Source organism: Paenibacillus dendritiformis (assembly GCF_015845845.1).
In the GTDB taxonomy this organism is placed as follows: Bacteria; Bacillota; Bacilli; order Paenibacillales; family Paenibacillaceae; genus Paenibacillus_B; species Paenibacillus_B dendritiformis_C.
Genome location: NZ_LDIG01000183.1, coordinates 1 through 20,070 on the forward strand (window position 1 = coordinate 1; position 20,070 = coordinate 20,070).

Here is a 20,070-nt window from a genome sequence, read left to right on the forward strand (position 1 = left end):
CATGCGGCCGAGGCAGCCGCGGCCGCCGCGAGCCGGGCGGATGCCTTGGCGGAGGAAGCCGAGGCGGCCCTGGCGGCGGAGAGAGAAGCTGCCGGGCGCTGGCGCGGCTGGCTGCGGGAGCGCGGGCTGCCGGAATCGCTCAGCCCCGCCGGCGCGCTGGAGCATCTCCGCCGGGTGGAGCAGGCGCTCGATATGGAGAGCCAGCGGGAACGGCTGCTGGAGCGAGCCTCCCGCCTGCGGCGCCAGATCGGGGAGGTCGAGCAGGAATGCGCCCGGCTGCTGGAAGCCGCCTGGGAAGCGGCCGAAGGAGACGGCGAAGCGGCCGCTGCGGCCGAGCGCCGGGAAGCGGAGGGAACGGATTTGGAGCAGGGACTTCTCGATGAAGCGGATGGCCGCCGGCGCTTCGCTTCCATCGGGGAGCTGTACCGGCTGCTGGAACGGCTGGAAGCGGAAGAGAAGCGGCAGCAGGAATACGAACGCGGCGCAGAGCAGCATGAAGCGGCGGTCGAGGCATGCCGAGCGGCGGCCCGGGAAGCGGAGGACGCCCGCAAGCGCAAGGAACGGCTGCTGGCGGAAGCGGGCGTGCAGGAGGAAGCGGAATTCCTCCTGCGAATGAATGCCGAAGCCCGCCGTGAGGAATGGCAGCGGACGCTGCAAGAGAGCGAGGCGGTCGTATACCGCGGCGGAAGTCCGGAGCAGTGGGCGCCGCTGGAGGAGCTGCTGACCCGCTATGACGGGGCCGAGCTGGAGCGGCGCGCCGCCGAGTTGCAAGCGGAGCTGGAGCGGTGGGATGCGCGCATCAGCGAAGGCGAGGAGCGGCGCGGACGGCTCAAGGAAGAGCATGAGCGGCTCACGGCCCAGGTCGAGGGAGCGGCGCATCATCACGAGGCGGCGATGAACGAAGCGAGGCTCGATGAACAGGCGTCGCGTTATGCGGTGCTGGCGCTGGCTCGAACCCTGATTCAGCGGACGAGGCGGCTCTACGAGCAAGAGAAGCAGCCGGAGGTGCTGAAGCGGGCGGCCGCTCATCTGCGGGCCATGACCGAAGGGCGGTATGTCCGGGTGACGGCGCCTTACGGCACGAAACGGCTGGAGGCGGAACGGGCGGACGGGAGGATGATCGACAGCTCCCTGCTGAGCCGCGGAACGGCCGAGCAGCTCTATCTGGCCATGCGCTTCGCCTTGGCGGAAGCGCTCTCCGATAAGGCGGCCCTTCCTCTGATTCTGGACGATATTCTCGTCAATTTTGACCGCCGGAGGCTGGGACAGGCCGTACGAGCGCTGCATCGGCTGTCGTCGGATCATCAGATCGTGATGACGACCTGCCATCCGCATGTGGCCATGGCGTTCCGGGACGAGGCGGCGGATGTCCGCATTGTGGAGCTCGGGCCGATCGGATAAGCCGCCGCAAGCGCCAAGCGCAGCGGCGGGAGCCGGGCCAGGCCCGAAGCGGCCTTGCTTTGCATTCTGCCTGGACATTGGGGTGCCCCGTCATCTTTTGCGCGGCAGGGGCTTCAGCTTGATCTTCCCTGCCGCGGGAGAGGGAGCGGCAGGCGGTTCGGGCCCGGGCTTCGCCGGGTGGGCTGCCCGCAGCAGCAAATAGAGCCATATCAGGCTGAACATGCCGAACAACGGGTACAGGAACGAGATCAGATTGCGGAAGCCGAACTGGCTGATGGTATAGCATATCATCATGATGGCCGCCGTGATCAGCTTCTTCGGGACTCCGGTCCGTTGGTGAAGCTGGAGCGTGATGCCGTACAGATCGGCGATGAAGGTCGTGAAAATTTCCGAAAAGATGAGCAGGATATAAATGAGCTGGATGGTGACGCCGAGCGTATGTGCGATCTCCCCCATCGGAATTTCGAACTGCTGTATGCCGGGCATATGCACGGAGAGGGCCAGATGGCCTGCCAGCAGCAGGACGCCGATAAGCACGCCCCCGATCGCGCCCCCGATGCGGATGATTGTTTTGTTCGGCATCGAGGCGCCCAGCGGGACGAGCACCGCCTGAGCCATCGCCAGATTGAACGCGCTGTACAGCAGCGGCGCGGTCCAGGCGGCATACCACGAATTGTCCGTCGTGATGGCAAAAATCCGTCCCGCGTTCGGCATATGCAGCGCGTGGGTCACGATCATGACAGTAAAGACAAGCATTGTCGGCACGACGAGCGAGTTCAGGCTCAATATCGCGTTCATCCCCCGATTGATGATGAGATAGGCGGAAATGATCGTCAGCAGCAGTCCGGTCTGGTAATGAAAGTTCAATTGCTGAACGAAGACGGAGCCCGCGCCGGCGAGCATGACCCCGTTCACGCACACAATGACGATCATCGCGAAAATGCTGACCCAGCCGCCGATTCGGGAACCGAACAAATAATGGTTCACATCTTCATAGGAACGGGCCTGGATCTGATGGGAAATCAGCATGAGCTTCGTTCCGAGGAAAAGAAAGATGATGCTGGACACTCCGATCGTGAAGGAAGCGATCCATCCGTATTGGGTGAAAAACTGCAAAATCTCCTGCCCCGTCGCGAATCCGGCCCCGACGACGGTTCCAACGTATGTGAAAGCAATTTGTAATATCCGCAGCGACTGTCTCAACGATTAGGCGCCTCCTTGTCCGACGATGCTTGTTGCGAAGGAATGAGCTAGCTTGTTCGCATTACTATACGTATGACAAGCTTGGGACGGACATGACTCCCTCAATGTGGTAAGATAGTAGGGGAGTTGAGAGGAGGAGCCTTGATTGCTGGAGATTACATGGGCATTGACCCGTTTCGGGTACATTGCTTTATTTTTTCTGCTTGCGCTTGGCATCGTCGGACTGCCGATCCCGGATGAGACGATCATGGTATTCGTCGGCAGCTTGACGGTGGAAGGTCCGTTCGGGTACGTGCCTGCCTTCGCCGTATGCCTTGCCGGGAGCATGACCGGCATGACGGTCAGCTACATCGTCGGACGGAGGGTCGGCAAGCCGCTGCTGGATCGGTACGGCAAGCGGGTGAAGCTGACGCCTGCCCGGGTGGAACGCACCGAACGCTGGTTCCAGCGGTTCGGTCCATGGGCCATCGTCTTTGGGTATTTTGTTCCCGGCCTGCGCCACTTGACCTGTTATCTGGCCGGAATGGCACGGATGAATTGGTCTCTTTATTTTTTTGCAGCCGGAACGGGAGCGCTGATCTGGGTAGCGACTTTTCTGACGATAGGGCATTTCGTCGGAGTTCATTGGGAAGCGGCCGTTCAATGGATTCATACCAGAGGAACGCTCTATGTGGCGGGCTTGGCAGCGATGCTTTTGCTCATCGGCTCGCTCGTGTATGTCCTTATCCGGCGCCGCGTCCGCCCAAAACAAACGCCTTGATCCGCAGCGGATTCAAGGCGTTTTATGATCAGGCCGGCAATTTAAGCTTTGGCCGGGTTCTCATCCATCGGGAACAGCTTGACGGACTGAATCTTGCCTGACTTCGGATCGAGATCAAGCCGAAGCAGGGCATTGGCCGCTTGATAGCTCCAGGCATAGCCGGTATCTTGATCGGGCTTGCCGAGAGCCTTTGCGGCAGCATCGCTTTTGCCCCCGATGTGCAGGCCCTTGATGCCGGTGGACAGGCCGTCGCCGGACACCTCGACAAAGACAACCTTTTCATCATCATGGCAGCCGAACGAAAATCCGTCATATTCCAGCACATGAATCGGCTCCTCGTCGTCCATCACGAATTGGGACACGGGCGTTCCCCAGAGCTGCCGCACCCGCTCCTCGGTATCGCTCAGGCCGATTCCCTTCAGCTTGGGCTGCTTCCGGTTGAATTCGGCTTCCTCGCCCGTGTCGGCGGCGAAGCGGGAAGTATCCTTGTTCGAAGCGATCTCGGTGCGTTCACGCGTCTTGTCCTTGCCTGCGGACGGAGTCTCTTCCGCCTGGCCCGGCTCGGCCGCATACGGAGGCTTCGGGTTGTCCGGCGGCACGCTGCCGGCTTGGGACGTACAGCCGGACAGAAGAGCGCCAAGAGCGGCGGCAGCTGCAACGATATGTAGCATTCGGGTTATCGGGGCACGGGTCATCGGTGAGGTTCCTCCTTTGCCGCCTCGCGGCGGGTATGACAATAGATATAGGATCGGTTTTCATCTGTACCGTAACAGGTTATATGCAACTAAGGAGAGCGGGACTTTGGACACTCTCACTTATATAGACGGAACTGGCTCCAAGAAGTTGCAGTCGTTGTATGAAATTGCCTGCTTTTCTCCATTCACCTGTTTGGCATATAATAAAGATAAGTTGGCGAGAGGGGGCGACGAAGATGATTGATCAACCAACAGCTCGTTTTTTGCAGGAGAAGGTGTCGGAAGCTAAGGTTCATTTTGAACGGGCTCTCGATTGTAAGCATACGGAGTTCGATGATTTGTACCCCTATATGATTGAACACCCTCAATTTTTCTGGTACAAACGTTACGTGGCCTGGTCTGAATTACTGACTATCGTCAAACTGTGCGAACAGCTGCAGGTGGCTTGGCAGGAGCAGTTCACCCCGCAGCAAGTCGAATATATACAAAAGCGCGTCATGTCGGCGAAAGTGCTGGATTATTGGTTCGAGACGAACGATTCCAGAGAGCATGTCGGCGGATAACCATCACGTGACGAAGGAAGCAAGGCCTGTCAGCGTCAGCCGGCAGGCCTTGTTCCCTATTACGCATGGACCAGACGCGATGGATGCAATAGATGCGAGAAAGGAGATGCGGCCATGATGGACGAGATGATGCTTAATCGCTTCCGCCAGGAGGGCACGAAGGTGCGCGTCGTGAGGGACATGCTCGAAGCAAATGATGTAATCGGCATCGTCGTCGCCTGGAGCGAGGATGAAGTGATGATTCGCAAGCGCAACCGGCGCATCGTGAAGCTGAGCCGGAGCTACTTGATTCAGCCCTTCAGCGAGCCGCGGCCGGAGCCTGAGGAATGGAATTCGGACCCGCTTGCCGATGCATCCGAAGGCGAAGCCTGAACAGGATACCGATAGGGGAGGACTGCCGCCTGCTGGGACAGTCCTTTTTTTTCTATATAGATGCCTGTCCCTGGAACCGAAAAAAGTTCGAAATTTTTCTATGGAAATAGAAGTATCCCCTCCAAGATTGGACGTCAAATTCCCAACAGCCTGCAAGAACACCGCCCATGCCTCTCTTCATCCGTCTTGCTGTCCGGGAGCCACCGCAGGACGTTCCGCTTCACAGCACATTCATAGCACATCACGACACACCCGCACGCCTTACGTGACCATCCTTACCAACTGGCTCTATTTCAGTAACGATCGTAGCATCGTTGCGCCCATTGTCTTTCATGTCATCGTCGTCGTGTCCTCGGAGATGTTTCCGGTCGTCAACTCCACGAAATGCATTGTCACCATCATTGGCGCGTTGGCGGTCGGCATCGTGGCCGGGAAGATGAGAATGGACAAGCTGTACATATTGTCATTACGATCGTTCAGAAAGAAACGCCAAATAAGATCATCTCACACAGCCATTGTCGTCGCGTTCGGCGGCGGCAATGGGGCCATCGGGCGCGGTTACAAGTAGAATTATATTTTTTAAAAAAAGTGTTGACGCATTTCCGGATGCATGATATTATATTTCTTGTCGCTAAGAAAATTAAATTACGAAATGTAAGATACTAAATATGCGGTCATGGCGGAATTGGCAGACGCGCTAGATTCAGGTTCTAGTGGGGTAACACCCGTGGAGGTTCGAGTCCTCTTGACCGCACCATACATATTAACCGTTGAAACCCTTGTCGCATAAGGGTTTTTATTTTTTTTCTGCACCAAATTTGTAATTCACCTCTCGCTTTCTTCTCCTGGCACTTTCTCCGGCAGATCTTCCCTTTGAACTAGCCAAGACTTTTTTGAATCAGGCTTCCTTGTGCTATTGTTAAATTTATTAGGCCCCTTGCTTTGCTTTCGTACTTTAAGAATACTTTTTAGTCTTTGCTTGTTCGCGACGGTATCCGTACCCGAGAAAGAGTCAAGGACAAGAGTGTATACAGCGCATCTTCTCGAGCGTTCGCATCAAGCCGGTACCTTTCGGCGATTTATAATCCTTTTTGCATATTTGCCCCATAATTGACGAATCACGATTTTTTCGATGCGCTATGTGATAAAAATTGTATTATACTGGTCTGAGAAGAAGTATAAATGTCGATGCATAACCGAATGATGGATAGAACATGAAGCAGGAATGATGCTTTATCGATGGTTTGCGCAGGGGCAAGACGATTTATGGGCATACAAGCAGAGCAGGTGAGTTCGGATGACGATTAAAACATTGTTTATAGCTCCTTACCCGGCAATGACGCCGCTTATCGAGGAGTGCCGGCAAGAAGAGCGGGAGTTGGATATCCGCGTCGAAGTAGGCAACCTTCAGGAAGCGGTTCCGTTGGCCCGGGAAGCCGAGCGCCAGGGCTTCGATATCGTTATTAGCCGCGGAGGCACGGCCAAGTTGATCGAGCCCGAGGTCGGGATTCCTGTAATTGATGTGCATGTCTCGGGTTACGACATGCTGCGGGTGCTGACCTTGACGAATGATTTTCCGGGAAAAAAAGCGATTGTCGGCTTTGCCAACATTACGTTGGGAGCCAAGGCGATTGCCGATGTGCTCGATATTGAAGTTGAAGTATGCACGATTGAGAAGGCCGGGGACGTAGACTCCATTCTGGGGGAGCTCAAGCGAAAGGGATATGAACTCATTATAGGCGATGTCGTTACAGTCGAGGCGGCCGCCAAGCATCAACAGAAAGGGATTCTGATCCAGTCCGGACGCGAGGCTATTTTCGAAGCGTTCCACAAGGCGAAGTCAATATACCGGTTGTACCGGCGCCAGCAATGGGACATCGCTTTTTTGCGATCTCTCCTTGCGGAGACGGCGTCCGACCTGATCGTGCTTGGACAGCAGGGCGATATCCTGCACAAGCAGTGGACAAGCTATAAAGCTTGCCCGGTGCCGATCGATGAGCTGGCAGCCGATATTCGCCAAGATCCGCACACGGGGAATCTGCTTGCGATCCGGGATAGCGAGGCAGGCAAGCTTAAGCAGCGGCGGGTACGCAAAGAAATATTAGGGAAGGCGTACTATCTGTTTTCTTTTTCTCCTTTGCTGGAGAAGGGGGAGCGCGAAGTCTGTCCTGTTGAGGAGGTATCGAGTCTTCCGGTCATTATCGCCGAGAGCGAAGCGATGAGCCGATGTCTCCGGGCGATCGATGGCCAGCTTGACGGCGGCTGCTTCATTTTGATTGGCGAAGCGGGGAGCGGCAAGCAACTGTTGTCGCGCTACATTCATGTCAAGAAGCATGGAGGCCGGGGGCTGTACGCCTGCCTGACGGCACGGCAAGCGCTGACGGATCTGGCCGCTCTCGATCCCGATATCCTGACCGTGTATATTAACGGTGTGGAGCAATTGGAACGGGACGACGCGCTGCGCCTGCAGACCTTGATCCGGGAAACGGCGGACACCGGTCCGGCTATCGTCGTCGCGCTGGAGCGGCAGGAGAACATGTATCGGGAGTTGCTGTTCGAGAACGGGCACGTCAGAGCGATCGTACCTTCTTTGCGTGAGCGCAAGGAAGACATCAAGCCGCTGGCCGCCTACTATATTGCCGATTTTCACGGAACATTGGGCACTTCGCCGGTCAAGCTGAAGGACGATGCGATCGAGCTGCTGGAAGCTTATCCATGGCCAGGCAACGCGGCCGAACTGCAAGCGATTCTGAAAGACGCGGTTACCGCGGAGAAAGGGTATGTCATCGGAAAGGCGCAGTTGACGCGGCTGCTTGATGCCAAGCGGGCCAGGCCGAATGCTCCCGCCGCGATGCCGCGCGAATTTCTCGAGGGCACGCTGGACGAGATTGAGAAGCGGATTATCCATGCCATTATGAAAGAGGAAAACGACAATCAGACCCGGGTGGCCGAACGTTTGGGGATTAATCGTTCTACTTTGTGGAGAAAGCTGAAACAATAAGTTTCGGCTTTTTTTTGTTGCTCCCAACTCGGAAACTGATTGTTTAAATTTGCAACAATTAATTGATATTATATTGCATTTTGTAATACCTCTGATTAAAATAAAGTTTGAAATCGATTTCAAAATTATTTTATGTTTCATATTGAAACAGTTACAGAAGGGGTGCTACAATAAATGAAGATTAAAGGCACTTTGGAGAGGATTCCCGGAGGGATGATGGTTGTGCCGTTGCTTCTTGCGGCAGTCATCAATACCGCGGCGCCGGATTGGCTTCGCATTGGCAACTTCACGGAGGCCCTGTTTGTCAACGGGGCGAGCACATTGATTGCGCTGTTCCTGCTGTGTACGGGAGCGCAGATCAATGTGAAGTCGTTCGGAGTGTCGATTGGAAAAGGAGCCACCCTGCTTTTCACGAAATGGGCGGTAGGGGCCCTGTTCGGCCTGCTCGCGTACCTGTTCGCCGGGGACAACGGATTATGGCTCGGTCTGGCGCCGATCGCTGTAATCGCTGCCATGACCAACAGCAATGGCGGGCTGTTCGTGGCCCTGGTAGGCCAATACGGAAGCAAAGAGGATCGCGCGGCTTATTCCTTGCTGGCGCTGAACGACGGTCCTTTCCTGACGATGGTCGCGTTGTCGATTTTCGGCGCGATGGGTTTTGTGGACGGCATGTTCTCTCTCGTCTCGTTCGTGTCGGTCCTGCTGCCGATTCTGGTCGGAATGGTGTTAGGGAATCTCGATGAGGAGATGCGCAAGTTCCTGGACAAAGGAAGCTCGATGCTGATTCCGTTCTTCGCCTTCTCGCTGGGGATGGGCATTGATTTCCGCGCCATCGTGGACGGCGGTTTGTCCGGCATTATTCTCGGATTGCTGACAGTGTTTGTCACCGGGACGGCAGGCTATTTCGTGTTCAAGGCATTGAAATGGAACCCGATTGTCGGCGCGGCGGAAGGCTCGACCGCGGGCAATGCGGTCGCGACTCCGGCGGCGATTGCGGCAGCGAATGCTTCATTCGCGGCTTATACCGATATCGCGACGGTACAGGTGGCGGCGTCAACGGTGACCACCGCGATCCTTCTCCCGATTTATGTCGGCTTTTTGGTGAAGCGCCTAGAAAAAAAGGGGTATTCGTTCGAACGTTAGGCGGCGGATACCCAAGCGTAAGGTGTGATAAATGTGGGCAAGCAAATAGGAATTATCGCGGATGATTTGACGGGAGCCAATGACGCTGGCGTCCAGTTGGCCAAGAAGGGATTCGGTTCTACCGTCATCATTCATTCGTGCGGGGACGAGACGGCAGCCGGGGGGGATGTGCTGATCGTCGATACGGACAGCCGGGCGATGAGCGTGCCGGACGCGTATGAGGCCGCATACGGAGCGGCATCGTTTTTACAAGAACGCGGTTATCGCCATATCTATAAAAAAGTGGATTCGACGCTCCGGGGCAATATTGCGGCGGAACTGAATGCGGTAGAAGAAGTGTTCAAGCCGGATTTGGTGTTGATTGCTCCCGCTTTCCCCAAAATGAACCGGGTGACCGTCGACGGGCATCATTATGTCAATGGCGAATTAATTACCTCCACCGAATTCGCCAATGATCCCAAGACGCCGGTAACCGACAGTTATATTCCGCGGCTTCTGCGGGGCGGCGCGGGGCGGAAGGTTGGATTGATCGATGCCGTCTGGCTGCAGCGGCCGGCCGCAGAGCTGACGGCATGGGTGAAGGACGAGCTGCGCGGCGGGACGAGTTGGTTCGTCTGCGACAGCAAGTCCGAGGAAGAACTGCAGGCCATTGCGCGCAGCTTCTCCGGCATGGAGAAGCGCATCGTCTGGGCGGGGTCGGCCGGATTGATTGAGTATTTGCCGGAAGCGCTGCGCTTGACTCCGTCGGCCGGCAGGGACGAGGAGAAGGCAGGCATCGGCCAGACGCTCGTTGTATCCGGAAGCTTATCGGAGACGACAAGACGGCAGCTCCTGTACGTGCGGGATATGCCCGATGCTTGCGCTTTGGAGGTCGATCCGGCAAGTCTCGTCACCGGAGATTATGATGCGGCGCATTACGTGCAGAGCATGAAGCGGCAGATGGATAAATGTTATTTTGTGCTGTATGTGGACAGTTCGGAACATTGCCGGACGGCGGCCCAAGAAGCGGGCAAGCGGGTCGGCAAGTCCTTGCCGGAAGTGAGTGAAGCCATTTCCCGGGGGCTGGGCAAGATTGCGAGGGCGATGCTTGAAGGCAACCAAGGCATTCAAGGGTTGGTACTGACTGGCGGCGATACGGCCAAAGCCGTCTCCATGGAACTCGGGACCGGGGAAATGCAGCTCTATGCGGAAGCTGAACCCGGGTTGCCGTTCGGCAAACTTGTGGGCAAGGAGCGCAGCTATTGGGCGATTACCAAAGCCGGCGGTTTCGGCCATGACCGCTCGTTAGCTGCCGCCTTGGATTATATGAGCAATGAGAAGAGGGTGAGGGCATGAGTCAACGCAAACCTGTAGTCGGCATTACGATGGGGGATGCCGCGGGTGTCGGTCCGGAAATTATTTTAAAAAGCCTCCGTCATGAAGAAATGTATGCGATCAGCAATCCGGTCGTAATCGGAGATCGGAAAATACTGGAGCGTGCCCGGGAATTTGTAAACAGCGGCCTCGCGATCGAAAGTATCGCCGCAGACGAACTCGGGCAGACCCAATTCCGCCATGGGACCGTTCATATGCTGGATCTCGATCTGCTGCCGGCCGATCTCCCGATCGGTCAAGTGTCCGCGGCAGCCGGGCATGCCGCTTTCAAATATTTGGAGACCGCGATCGAATTGGCTTCACGGCAAACGATCGACGCGATTTGCACAGCGCCTCTGAATAAGGAGGCCTTGCATAAAGGCGGGCATCCCTATCCGGGCCATACGGAAATTTTGGCGGACTTGACGGGGACGGCCGATTTCTCGATGATGCTCTCCGCTCCGAAGCTGAAAGTCATTCATGTCACGACGCATGTCGGATTGATCGATGCGGTTCGTCTGATTACGCCGGAACGCGTGTATCATGTCATCAAGCTGGCGCATGATACGCTGCGCAAGGCAGGCGTAACCGCTCCGAAAATTGCCGTATGCGGCATTAATCCTCATGCCGGGGAGAACGGACTGTTCGGGTATGGGGAAGAGGAGGAAAAAGTGATCCCTGCCGTTGAGAAAGCGCAGGCGGAAGGAATGGAAGTCGTCGGCCCGTTGCCGGCCGATACGCTATTTTTCCGGGCGGTTCGCGGCGACTTCGACATCGTGGTGGCGATGTATCATGATCAGGGGCATGGGCCGGTCAAAGTGTTGGGGCTGGATGCGGGCGTCAATATTACGGTCGGGCTGCCGATTATCCGCACAAGCGTAGATCACGGCACGGCCTTCGACATTGCCGGAACAGGCGCCGCGGATGAGAAAAGCTTGATGGAAGCGATTCGCCAGGCCGCGGAGCTTGCTCCGAAATGGTAGGCTGAAGGCGGCGAAGCAGTTCTCGCTCTTACCGGAAGTAAGGGGAGAACTGCTTTTTTTCTTGCCGCTTTCCGCTACTGGATCACGGTCTTTTGCCAATTGCCGCCGGCTTGCAGCCGTTCTTCGCATACCTTGCCGTTCTTATCCTTGTAGTAGAATGTGCAGCCCGCGATTGTCCCTTCCTCGGACCAGGTGATGAACAATTGAATGTCAATCTTGCCTTTCTTGATTCCTTCCAGATCGACGTCATCGGATTCGGTCCGGAATCGGTAGTCGTCGCGCTGGGTAATATCATACCGCCAGACATCGCGCTCGTCTTTGGCGCTGGCGATATCTTCCTGCGGAGCGCCGAAAAGCTCGTTGACCTCGTCGTATGTCAAGCCAAGCCTCGCTTGGGTGCGAATGGCGGCCGCATCGATCGTCTTCGCTCCCGGTACCGGACAGCGGCCGACCGGTTCCGCTTCCGGGTCGTCCGCGATTCGCCAGCCGGCCCCCTTGATATAACGGAAGGTGAGCTTATATGTTTCGCAATCGAAATTTTCTCCAATCGGGACATAGAACTTCAGTTGCTTCTCCGCCGCCGTTTCCTTGACCATCCATGCTTTGGCCTTCTTCCATTCGGCCAGGCTGCCTTTATCGGCGTCAACTTTCGCCAGCCGCCCGCTGCGCTTCACCAGATACTTGGAGTCCAGGCGCTTTTTCAAAAAGGCCTTAGCCGTCTCTTTCGTAAAGGCCTTGCTCAGGTAAGCGACATACTTCTCCGGAGTTTCGATATCCTTGCCCAAGTAAAAATAGTGCGTTCCGTTCAGTTCGAACGTAGCAAGAGGGCCTTCCGGCAGCTTGCCGCCGTTTTCCACATGCCAATAGACGCTCCGCGCTTCGGCAGCGAGCGCAATCGCCTTGTCGACAGTTAGCTTCGGGGCCTTTTGTTCGGTTGAAGCTGCCGTTCCGCTCTTCGCCGCGGCGTTCGGAGCCTGGGAAGGAGCAACCGGAGCGGCCGCGACCGCAATAGCCAATGCCAATGCCCCTAACATCATGGGCAGGTTCATAAGTAAATCCTCCTTATCAATATCTATTATTTTATGAGTGGAACGGTCGTTTTTGACCTGCTCACCGCGAATTGGACATTTTCCTCAGGAGGGGCGCATGATACCGTGGTTACCATTTCTTTTTGAGAAAAAATTGTTGGATTCCGTCCGGATAATCATCCAGAATGGCAAACACTTCATAGCCGGCTTGCTGATAGAAGTGCGGGGATTGGTAGGAAAATGTGGATGTATGCGCAAACGTACAGCCCATCCATACGGTATCCCGTCCTGTTCTCGTTGACTATGGCATCGCATGTTATGACGCTGTTATGATGAAGTCTGCCTCTGCGGGAAGGAAAAGCAGCTCGTTGATTCTGATTCGCTTCCGCGGAACGCAAGGCAGCGGAGCAAGGTTGCTGTAACCCCGCTCCGAGTTTACTGTCGGGTCATCGTCCACGTTCCTTTCTTCAGGGGATTCTAATATTTCCGCCAACAGCTCGCGAGCCCGGTGCAGCCGGGATTTCACGGTCCCCTCCGGGACGCCCGCCGCCTTGGCTATTTGCCGAATGGTCATATCCTTATAATAGTAAAGGTGAATAACCTTACGCAGATCATGCTCGAGATACCTTACCGCTTCCCTCAGTTCAATGGCTTCGAAAGGATCTCCAGCCTCGGCCGCATCCCATTCCGCCGGATTCGCGAGCGGATTCCGCTTGCGTTCTCGCAGCAGTTGGCAGCATTCATGCACAAGAATCCGGAACAGCCAAGTCTTGAAGTAAGCCGGTTCTTTCAAGGTGCGTATCGCTCTGAACGATTTGAATACCGTTTCCTGGACCGCATCTGCGCAATCCTCCTGCCGCTTCAGATATGAACGGGCCAAGCGATACAGACTGCTCTCATAGGCGAGTATCAGCCTGCTGAAAGCATCCGCGTCGCCCCGCTGGGCGAGCAGGACTAACTGCTCCATATTCTGTTTGGTCAACACATTGCAGGGCCTCCTTTCCCAATAAGTAATTTCATCCTTTAGTATAGACGGAGGAAGAGAGGTTTCGGTTCACAAAAAAATAAAATTTTTGTATTCGATGCAGGAGGCAGTGAATTGGCGAACGCCCCTGTTTTTCCTTTATAATGTTCGGAAAGGGAACTGCTTTTCTTCAGATCAAGGGGGTGCAGCGGTGAGCGTATTGGCGGTACAGACATGCGTCGAGATTACGAGGACCATTGATTCCAACGAGGAACGCATTACGGAGACCTCGTTCCATATCGAGCTGCATGCGCATGAGGTCCGTATCCGGGATAAGCGGATTGCCATGTCGCAGATCTATGATATATCCTGCCATCGCAAGCATGGCGGTTCGGATGCGATCGGCTTTCTGTATTTGCATACTCATCGCGGGGTAGAAACGTATTTCGTCCGCGACAATCCCGCTTCGTTCATCCATGCGTACAAGAAGCTGAAGCGGGAATCCCGATTGCTGTTGAATCGTCCGCCCGACCGGCCGGAGGGATGAAGCCGGCTTGTCCTGGTTATCCTAGGGAACGAAGCAGACTGGCCGCTGCCCCTGAGCAGGAGATCGCTGCATCGGACGGGGGCGGCAGAGAAGGAGCGATTATGTCCGAAATGGATAACAAAGTGCAGGCATATAAGAATGAGATTTCCGAGCTGGAATCGACTTTGCCGGAAGTCGTGCAGGCTTACCATGCGTTTACGGGCGCTTGCTTCGCCGACGGGGCGCTGGATGCGAAGACGAAGCAGTTGATAGCGCTTGGGATCGGCTTGTTCGCGAACAACGAGGTATGCACGTTATACCATGTGAACGAGGCGAGACATAAAGGAGCGGGCGATGCGGAAATTATGGAGGCCGTAGCGGTCGCGGCCGCTATCGGAGGCGGTCATGCGCTGTCCCAGGGCGTTATGCGGGTCCAGCAGGCGCTGAACGGCGCTTACTTGTCTTAGGCATGCCCGTTCCGCCCGCGCGCAACCTATTCGTGAAAAGTCCCCGGCAGCGTCGGTTCCTGTCCGGGGACTTTGGCATTTTCATATTATTGGACTTCGCCAAGCACCATCGCTTCCAGCTTGCGGCCGGTTGGCGTGTTGGCCAGGCCTCCTTCCGCGGTCTCGCGCAGGGAGCTCGGCATGGAGAGGCCGACCTCATACATCGCCTGGATGACATCGTCGGGCGGGATTCGGCTCTTGATGCCGGCCAATGCCATATCCGCCGCCACAACCGCCGCCGAAGCGCCGACTCCGTTGCGCTTGATGCAAGGAACCTCCACCAGGCCGGCTACGGGATCGCATACCAGGCCGAGCGTGTTTTTGAGCGCGATCGCCATTGCCTCGGCCGACTGGCGCGGCGTTCCGCCTGCCATCTCGACAACCGCCGCCGCGGCCATCCCCGTGGCGGAGCCAACCTCCGCCTGACAGCCTCCCGCCGCGCCCGAGATGAAGGCATTATTGGCGATGACGAACCCGAATGCTCCCGCCGTGAATAGAAACTCCACCATTTGCTTCCGCGTCGGCTTCAGCTTCTCCTTGACGGCGAATAGCGTCCCGGGCACGACGCCCGCCGCTCCAGCGGTCGGGTTGGCGCAGATGATGCCCATGGCCGCGTTCACTTCATTGGTCGCGATCGCCTTGCTGACCGCATCGAGGATGAGGGGACCGGCCAGGGAATGTCCGCCGGCAATGTAGCGCTGAAGCAGGACGGCATCTCCTCCCGTGAGTCCGGAATGAGAGACGACCCCCTTCAGCCCTTTCTCGATCGCCTGCTCCATGACCGTCAGGTTGGCTTCCATCATTTGCATAATTTCGTCTTCCGTCTTCTGACGAATCTTCATTTCTCTTTCCAGCATGACACGCGATATTTTTATTTGTCGCTCTTCGGCAAGCTGGAGCAGCTCGGCTACGCTATGGAACATGGTCTGCCTCCTTCGGAGCTGGTGCGCTGATACGTCTTCACTTGCCATATCTCTTTGATATGGGGGAGCGTATGCATATGGTGGATCACCGCGTCGTCGACCGATTCGTCGAGCTCGATCGCCATCAAGGCGCTCTGTCCTTTGCCCGAACGGGATACTTCCATATATCCGATGTTGATATGATGCTCGGCGAGCAGCGACGTCACATGGGCCACGGCCCCGTGCTTGTCCTCATGCAGGACGAGCATCGTTGGGTGGCTGTGTCGGGGCGGATTGTCGTCCAGTTGAATGACTTCGCGGATCTCCATGCTGCCGCCGCCAATCGAGACGCCGACGACCTCCAGCCCGCCGCGCTTGTCCCGCAGCGTCAGGCGCGCGGTATTGGGATGCTCCACGGCGTCATCCGACAGCACGAACTTCACGTCCAGTCCTTGCTCCGCGGCAATGTGGAGGGCATCGGGAATCCGCTCGTCCGCCGTGTCGAAGTCAAGAATCCCGCTTACGATGGCCACATCGGTTCCATGGCCCCGGTAGGTCTTCGCAAACGATCCGTACAGGGTGACCGTGACGGATTCGGGCAGGCGCCCGAACAGCTTGCGCGCCACGCGGCCGATGCGGTTGGCCCCGGCCGTATGCGAGCTCGACGGACCGATCATAACGGGGCCGATAATATCAAAAACGGAATGAAACGGCATGGTTCGATTCTCCTCTCGGCAGGTTGGTTGTTGTATCGGGATTATCCCCGAAAGACTTCATATATGTGACTTGATCAAGCTACTTCCTTGCCGGTTACGGGTGCGGTTCCCCGGATTTCGGCGACGGTTCGGATCTTGAAGTTTTTGAAGACGAGCGAGCCGATGAAGCCCGCCACGATGCCGCACAGCGCGCACAGGATCGCCGCGATCGTGACCGTCTTCGCATCGTTGAAGCCGTACATGACCATCAGTCCGGCAATTGGGGTCGCCGTGCCGGTGGCGTTGTTGGTCAGGTTGAACAAGGCGACGACGATTCCCGCCATGGCCCCGCCCAGGAAGTTGGTCGTATAGACGGGTATCGGGTTGGCGGAGATGATGTCCGCTTGCGTTAATGGCTCGATCGCTACGGCAATCGTGGAGCGGCGGTCGCCGAACTTCATGCGATGGAAGAATACGAAGTTCATGAAGGATGATCCCATGACGGACAAAGCCCCGATCGCCATCGGCAATCCGGTCAGACCCAGCATCGCGGTAAGCGCCATGGAGCTGAGCGGCGCCGTCGCGACGACGGTAATGACCCCGCCCAGGACGATGCCCATAATAATCGGATTGTTGTTGGCCGCTGTCGTAATGATACCGCCGATATTGAGCAGCGTGGCGTCGACGATCGGCGTCGCCATATTCGCTGCAAAGCGGACGAGCGGTGCGGCGACGACAATACAGACGATGAGATCCAGTCCGTCCGGAACCTTCTTCTCGATCAGCTTGACAAGGAACGAGACGAGGTAACCGGCGATAAAGCCAGGGAGCAAGCCTGTGCCGGCACAGGCTGCGCCAAGCAGCAGCGCGTAGACGGGGGAGACGCCCATTGCGAGCGCGACCAGCGCGGCAGCGGTTACGCCGCCCATGCCGCCGGATGCGAGCCCGACTTCCTTCGCGAGCTCGAAGCCGAACAAGTCTCCGCCTACATAGCTCTGGAATGCTTCCACCAAAAAGCTCGCAACCGCCGCATTGGCCAATGCGCCCATTGCCTTCATGCCATTCGGCGCTTTGAAGCTGAAGAGGGAGAACAGGGACAATACCAGTAAGAGCAGTAAGGTGCCGATTGCGATGTCCATACTCGAAGTTCCTCCTTGTGTACACGTAAATTAGTAACCGCTTTCAAAATTAAAAAATTAATGCATTTCTTCAGGGAATCAATAAAGGTTGAGTCAATCTTGAATTTATTAATCTAATCAAAAAAAATTGAGTAGATTAACTGAAATTGATTATATCAAGTTTATCTCGAACATACAATCCCGCTTTCGATAGAGTTTTAAAATTTGCCGCATGTTATGCCGATAAGCCTCTCAAATCTCCTATATTGTGGCATCTTTGGAAGGTTGAACGGGAAATTGGCGAATCGGGGATTGATTGCGCCCATCGTTCGCGTTATGATGTTACTAATCGTTAATTGAATTAACTTATGTTGATATAATCAAATTTTTTTAATTGACCGCAATGCGAAAATACTGGTTGCCCAAGGAAGGATTTGATTCCATGAACACGAGATTTACGGAACAGGATCGTTCTATATTGCAGTCGTATGATTCGATGGTGGAAGGCTTGGCGGATTACTTGGGGGATGCCTCCGAAATCGTGCTGCACAGTCTGGAAGATTACCAGCACTCCGTTATCAAGATTGCGAACGGGCATCACACGGGAAGGGAAGTGGGAGCGCCGATCACCAACCTGGCTCTGCAAATGCTGCAAGAGATCGAACAGTCCAACTCGAAGCAGGCGATCAGTTATTTTACGAGGAGCAAGAACAATCGTCTGATGAAGTCGAGCACGATCGCGATTCGGGGCGAGGCCGGGAAAATTATCGGATTGCTGTGCATCAACATGAATTTGGATGAACCGTTTTCTCAGGTGCTGCAAGCCTTTGTGCCGCATCCGGATATGGAAACGCGGGGGCAGTCGGAGCATTTTGCCTCCTCCGTCGAGGACATGATCCAGGAAACGATTGAACGGACGATTGAAGCGGTTGATGCTTCCCCCGATATCTCGTATGCGAACCGGAACAAGCATATTATTGGCCTGCTGCATGATCGGGGCGTGTTCAATATGAGGGACGCGGTCACGATTGTCGCGAACGCGCTCAAGATTACGAAGCATACGGTATATTTGCATCTGCGCAATCATACGTCGAAAAGTGAAAAGAAAGCCAGCCATTAAGTGGGAAAGAAGGAATCCACTGCCATGGATGAAGAGCTTCAGCGCGTTACTGCTGAGGCTCTTTTTTTGTTGCTTTGAAGACCTCTGCGCCTGTTTTTTCTGTAAAATATTACCTGTGCTTTCTGGTTAAAAATACATATTATTTATGATAAATACAATTAGATTTAACTGGAATATATATAAATATATAACAAATAAACTTGTAGGGGGAGCACTATGATGAGGGAAAGAGACGAGCGTGATGAGCTTTTTTTTCATGAATTATGCGATGCCTATTTCAAGCCAGTCTATAAATATTGCAGGAAATTGGTAAATTCGCAAACAGAGCTGATGGACTTCGCCGATGAATGCACGCAAAATACCTTTCTGGAAGCGAGAAAGCAAATCTCCAAGTTAAAAACTCATCCGAATGTGGAGGGATGGCTATTCACTACGGCCAGAAATTTAATTAATCTTTCATTTCGAGCGATGTATCTGAAAAACAAGTATGAAGTTATCATGTCAGATGACTTCAATGACCGAATAGAATCGCGGAATAATGAAATCGATCAGATTATCGAAAAGGCTGTCGACGTGGATGTTTTATATCATGAAGTGTTAACGAACTTGAGTGCAAGCGAATACGAACTGTATGCGGATTATTATATAAAGAAAATGTCAATCGCGGATTTGACTCGCAAATACGATGTATCGGCTAATGCGATTACGACAAGAATTTACCGGATTAATAAAAAAATCAGGAGCATTGTTCAGACGCTTGTCGTGAGTCTTGATATTTGAGAAAGCCGTGCAAATCAGCGCGCGCTCCGAAGGATGCAAACGTTCAATCGCAATGGGGCAGCCCCATTGCGATTGAACCTGGAATTTATCCGATTTCGGTCAAATAATTGACTGCCACCCAGCCCCAAGCATTATGTTTGTAGCTGTAGACATTGAGCCAGTAATAACCGTCCGCGTATACAGGATCTACACCGTGCCCTCCGTTTACCATATCGCCCTTATTGAGCAAGCCAAGCACTGTCCCGGATAAGGAAGGCTTGGTTCGCAATCTGACTCCATTTTCCGTTACTTCATACGTGGCACTGAGAAGGACAAATTCGTTTTTGGCTGTCACGGCTTGATGCTGATTATTCACATTGGCTTGAGTATTATTCTCCGCTGCATATGCTCCTTGGGTCATAACGGCCGTACTGGCGATCGCCAGCGACAAGATTGCAACTTTTTTGAACATCTGAATAACAACTCCTTTTCAACGATAATGGTTTTATCTTCGGCGAAGGGTCAAATCTAACTTATTCGTGGAAATAGAAAGAGAGCGAATTATACCCTTCATCTATATCATTGCTTTTAAATTCCTAGATTACATAAACTTTGTGAACAATTTTCAAAATAAGGAATTTTTATTGCTAGCCTGAATCCGTGAAATGAAATCATAGAAAAGTTAGAAAATGAGCCGCCGGTAAAGTAAAATAAGGAAAAAGGGAAGAATTCCCGTATTTCTTTAACTCACCCCGGAGGTGCCATTGATGAACCCCGTACGTTTTCAACTGGATCAGTCCGTGGAGATGCTGACCGCTCATTCCGGTCTTGCCCTCATTGGCTTGCTCCTTTCCCATACCCAGATTGCCAAGCGCTTGACTCGTTCCTCGCTTCCCGGTGTACATCAACCCACGGTCACTCACCCGGATGTGGTCTACGCGTACCTGGGGCTACTTTGTCAAGGGAAAAGTGACTTTG

22 protein-coding genes, 1 tRNA gene and 1 pseudogene are annotated in these 20,070 nt (G+C 54.7%); 15 read left to right on the forward strand and 9 right to left on the reverse strand.

What is annotated here, in order from left to right:
* A partial coding sequence (locus ABD76_RS18880) for an ATP-binding protein (RefSeq protein ID WP_478354324.1) occupies window positions 1-1,401 on the forward strand: 1,401 nt, incomplete at its 5' end.
* 90 nt (window positions 1,402-1,491) lie between these two features.
* On the opposite strand, the gene ABD76_RS18885 is transcribed toward ABD76_RS18880, so the two are convergent.
* On the reverse strand, window positions 1,492-2,604 hold the full coding sequence (locus ABD76_RS18885; RefSeq protein WP_197258723.1) for a YkvI family membrane protein: 1,113 nt from the start codon (window positions 2,602-2,604) through the stop codon (window positions 1,492-1,494).
* Between the two features lie 145 nt (window positions 2,605-2,749).
* Here ABD76_RS18885 and ABD76_RS18890 point away from each other — a divergent pair, with 145 nt between their 5' ends.
* Complete coding sequence (locus tag ABD76_RS18890; protein WP_197258724.1) at window positions 2,750-3,364, forward strand: DedA family protein; 615 nt, start codon at window positions 2,750-2,752, stop codon at window positions 3,362-3,364.
* Window positions 3,365-3,405: 41 nt separating this feature from the next.
* Here ABD76_RS18890 and ABD76_RS18895 read toward each other — a convergent pair whose 3' ends face one another.
* Window positions 3,406-4,059, reverse strand: a complete 654-nt coding sequence (locus tag ABD76_RS18895) for a DNA uptake lipoprotein (RefSeq protein ID WP_197258725.1) — start codon at window positions 4,057-4,059, stop codon at window positions 3,406-3,408.
* A gap of 236 nt (window positions 4,060-4,295) precedes the next feature.
* Here ABD76_RS18895 and ABD76_RS18900 point away from each other — a divergent pair, with 236 nt between their 5' ends.
* The 8 genes from ABD76_RS18900 to pdxA all read left to right on the forward strand — a co-directional run bounded on the left by ABD76_RS18900 (window position 4,296) and on the right by pdxA (window position 11,474).
* Complete coding sequence (locus tag ABD76_RS18900) at window positions 4,296-4,622, forward strand: hypothetical protein (RefSeq protein WP_006679571.1); 327 nt, start codon at window positions 4,296-4,298, stop codon at window positions 4,620-4,622.
* Window positions 4,623-4,736: 114 nt separating this feature from the next.
* Entirely contained in the window at window positions 4,737-4,994 is a 258-nt protein-coding gene (locus tag ABD76_RS18905; protein WP_197258726.1) for a hypothetical protein, read from the forward strand.
* A 265-nt stretch (window positions 4,995-5,259) separates the two neighbouring features.
* Window positions 5,260-5,562, forward strand: a complete 303-nt coding sequence (locus ABD76_RS18910) for a hypothetical protein (protein WP_197258727.1) — start codon at window positions 5,260-5,262, stop codon at window positions 5,560-5,562.
* 102 nt (window positions 5,563-5,664) lie between these two features.
* Window positions 5,665-5,751: transfer RNA gene (locus ABD76_RS18915), tRNA-Leu, on the forward strand.
* 540 nt (window positions 5,752-6,291) lie between these two features.
* A complete protein-coding gene (locus ABD76_RS18920; protein ID WP_197258728.1) occupies window positions 6,292-7,995 on the forward strand; it encodes a sigma-54-dependent transcriptional regulator in 1,704 nt (567 codons plus the stop codon).
* A gap of 174 nt (window positions 7,996-8,169) precedes the next feature.
* On the forward strand, window positions 8,170-9,138 hold the full coding sequence (locus ABD76_RS18925; protein WP_197258729.1) for a 2-keto-3-deoxygluconate permease: 969 nt from the start codon (window positions 8,170-8,172) through the stop codon (window positions 9,136-9,138).
* A gap of 33 nt (window positions 9,139-9,171) precedes the next feature.
* Entirely contained in the window at window positions 9,172-10,473 is a 1,302-nt protein-coding gene (locus ABD76_RS30445; protein ID WP_197258730.1) for a four-carbon acid sugar kinase family protein, read from the forward strand.
* On the forward strand, window positions 10,470-11,474 hold the full coding sequence (gene pdxA / locus ABD76_RS18935; protein WP_197258731.1) for a 4-hydroxythreonine-4-phosphate dehydrogenase PdxA: 1,005 nt from the start codon (window positions 10,470-10,472) through the stop codon (window positions 11,472-11,474). Before ABD76_RS30445 ends, pdxA begins: the two co-directional genes overlap by 4 nt.
* Window positions 11,475-11,548: 74 nt before the next feature.
* Here the strand turns inward: pdxA and ABD76_RS18940 are convergent, their stop codons facing one another.
* The 3 genes from ABD76_RS18940 to ABD76_RS18950 all read right to left on the reverse strand — a co-directional run bounded on the left by ABD76_RS18940 (window position 11,549) and on the right by ABD76_RS18950 (window position 13,487).
* A complete protein-coding gene (locus ABD76_RS18940) occupies window positions 11,549-12,523 on the reverse strand; it encodes a DL-endopeptidase inhibitor IseA family protein (RefSeq protein ID WP_197258732.1) in 975 nt (324 codons plus the stop codon).
* Between the two features lie 109 nt (window positions 12,524-12,632).
* The gene (locus ABD76_RS18945; protein WP_242069645.1) at window positions 12,633-12,773 is read right to left on the reverse strand and encodes a hypothetical protein; all 141 of its coding nucleotides are present in this window, start codon (window positions 12,771-12,773) and stop codon (window positions 12,633-12,635) included.
* Window positions 12,774-12,818: 45 nt separating this feature from the next.
* Window positions 12,819-13,487 carry a sigma-70 family RNA polymerase sigma factor gene (locus ABD76_RS18950; protein ID WP_338125148.1) on the reverse strand — a complete coding sequence of 223 codons (669 nt, stop codon included), beginning with the start codon at window positions 13,485-13,487 and terminating at the stop codon, window positions 12,819-12,821.
* A gap of 190 nt (window positions 13,488-13,677) precedes the next feature.
* On the opposite strand from ABD76_RS18950, the gene ABD76_RS18955 reads away from it, so the two are divergent.
* Together ABD76_RS18955 and ABD76_RS18960 are read left to right on the forward strand one after the other, a co-directional pair.
* Window positions 13,678-14,013, forward strand: coding sequence for a hypothetical protein (locus tag ABD76_RS18955; protein ID WP_197258733.1), 336 nt, complete (start codon window positions 13,678-13,680; stop codon window positions 14,011-14,013).
* 101 nt (window positions 14,014-14,114) lie between these two features.
* Window positions 14,115-14,459, forward strand: a complete 345-nt coding sequence (locus ABD76_RS18960) for a carboxymuconolactone decarboxylase family protein (RefSeq protein ID WP_197258734.1) — start codon at window positions 14,115-14,117, stop codon at window positions 14,457-14,459.
* Window positions 14,460-14,545: 86 nt separating this feature from the next.
* Here ABD76_RS18960 and sdaAA read toward each other — a convergent pair whose 3' ends face one another.
* From sdaAA to ABD76_RS18975, 3 genes are all read right to left on the reverse strand, one after another.
* Window positions 14,546-15,421 carry an L-serine ammonia-lyase, iron-sulfur-dependent, subunit alpha gene (gene sdaAA, locus ABD76_RS18965; protein WP_197258735.1) on the reverse strand — a complete coding sequence of 292 codons (876 nt, stop codon included), beginning with the start codon at window positions 15,419-15,421 and terminating at the stop codon, window positions 14,546-14,548.
* On the reverse strand, window positions 15,406-16,116 hold the full coding sequence (sdaAB, locus tag ABD76_RS18970; RefSeq protein ID WP_197258736.1) for an L-serine ammonia-lyase, iron-sulfur-dependent subunit beta: 711 nt from the start codon (window positions 16,114-16,116) through the stop codon (window positions 15,406-15,408). Before sdaAB ends, sdaAA begins: the two co-directional genes overlap by 16 nt.
* 74 nt (window positions 16,117-16,190) lie before the next feature.
* Window positions 16,191-17,234 (reverse strand): PTS sugar transporter subunit IIC, encoded by a 1,044-nt coding sequence (locus ABD76_RS18975; RefSeq protein ID WP_197258737.1) that lies wholly within the window; start codon window positions 17,232-17,234, stop codon window positions 16,191-16,193.
* Between the two features lie 421 nt (window positions 17,235-17,655).
* On the opposite strand from ABD76_RS18975, the gene ABD76_RS18980 reads away from it, so the two are divergent.
* Both ABD76_RS18980 and ABD76_RS18985 read left to right on the forward strand, forming a co-directional pair.
* Window positions 17,656-18,333, forward strand: a complete 678-nt coding sequence (locus tag ABD76_RS18980; protein ID WP_197258738.1) for a helix-turn-helix transcriptional regulator — start codon at window positions 17,656-17,658, stop codon at window positions 18,331-18,333.
* Between the two features lie 219 nt (window positions 18,334-18,552).
* A complete protein-coding gene (locus ABD76_RS18985) occupies window positions 18,553-19,113 on the forward strand; it encodes an RNA polymerase sigma factor (RefSeq protein ID WP_197258739.1) in 561 nt (186 codons plus the stop codon).
* An 85-nt stretch (window positions 19,114-19,198) separates the two neighbouring features.
* Here the strand turns inward: ABD76_RS18985 and ABD76_RS18990 are convergent, their stop codons facing one another.
* Window positions 19,199-19,564 carry an SH3 domain-containing protein gene (locus tag ABD76_RS18990; protein ID WP_197258740.1) on the reverse strand — a complete coding sequence of 122 codons (366 nt, stop codon included), beginning with the start codon at window positions 19,562-19,564 and terminating at the stop codon, window positions 19,199-19,201.
* A 295-nt stretch (window positions 19,565-19,859) separates the two neighbouring features.
* Between ABD76_RS18990 and ABD76_RS18995 the strand changes: the two are divergent.
* Window positions 19,860-20,070: pseudogene (locus ABD76_RS18995) on the forward strand (IS1380 family transposase); the annotation flags it as partial.

Coding starts and splice junctions, on each gene's coding strand:
- ABD76_RS18975 (WP_197258737.1), bottom strand. CDS start 17,234: ATGGACATCGCAATCGGCACCTTACTGCTCTTACTGGTATTGTCCCTG.
- sdaAA (WP_197258735.1), bottom strand. CDS start 15,421: ATGTTCCATAGCGTAGCCGAGCTGCTCCAGCTTGCCGAAGAGCGACAA.
- ABD76_RS18945 (WP_242069645.1), bottom strand. CDS start 12,773: ATGGGCTGTACGTTTGCGCATACATCCACATTTTCCTACCAATCCCCG.
- ABD76_RS18940 (WP_197258732.1), bottom strand. CDS start 12,523: ATGAACCTGCCCATGATGTTAGGGGCATTGGCATTGGCTATTGCGGTC.
- ABD76_RS18900 (WP_006679571.1), top strand. CDS start 4,296: ATGATTGATCAACCAACAGCTCGTTTTTTGCAGGAGAAGGTGTCGGAA.
- pdxA (WP_197258731.1), top strand. CDS start 10,470: ATGAGTCAACGCAAACCTGTAGTCGGCATTACGATGGGGGATGCCGCG.
- ABD76_RS18920 (WP_197258728.1), top strand. CDS start 6,292: ATGACGATTAAAACATTGTTTATAGCTCCTTACCCGGCAATGACGCCG.
- ABD76_RS18925 (WP_197258729.1), top strand. CDS start 8,170: ATGAAGATTAAAGGCACTTTGGAGAGGATTCCCGGAGGGATGATGGTT.
- ABD76_RS18895 (WP_197258725.1), bottom strand. CDS start 4,059: ATGACCCGTGCCCCGATAACCCGAATGCTACATATCGTTGCAGCTGCC.
- ABD76_RS18980 (WP_197258738.1), top strand. CDS start 17,656: ATGAACACGAGATTTACGGAACAGGATCGTTCTATATTGCAGTCGTAT.
- ABD76_RS18985 (WP_197258739.1), top strand. CDS start 18,553: ATGAGGGAAAGAGACGAGCGTGATGAGCTTTTTTTTCATGAATTATGC.
- ABD76_RS18960 (WP_197258734.1), top strand. CDS start 14,115: ATGTCCGAAATGGATAACAAAGTGCAGGCATATAAGAATGAGATTTCC.
- sdaAB (WP_197258736.1), bottom strand. CDS start 16,116: ATGCCGTTTCATTCCGTTTTTGATATTATCGGCCCCGTTATGATCGGT.
- ABD76_RS18990 (WP_197258740.1), bottom strand. CDS start 19,564: ATGTTCAAAAAAGTTGCAATCTTGTCGCTGGCGATCGCCAGTACGGCC.
- ABD76_RS18905 (WP_197258726.1), top strand. CDS start 4,737: ATGATGGACGAGATGATGCTTAATCGCTTCCGCCAGGAGGGCACGAAG.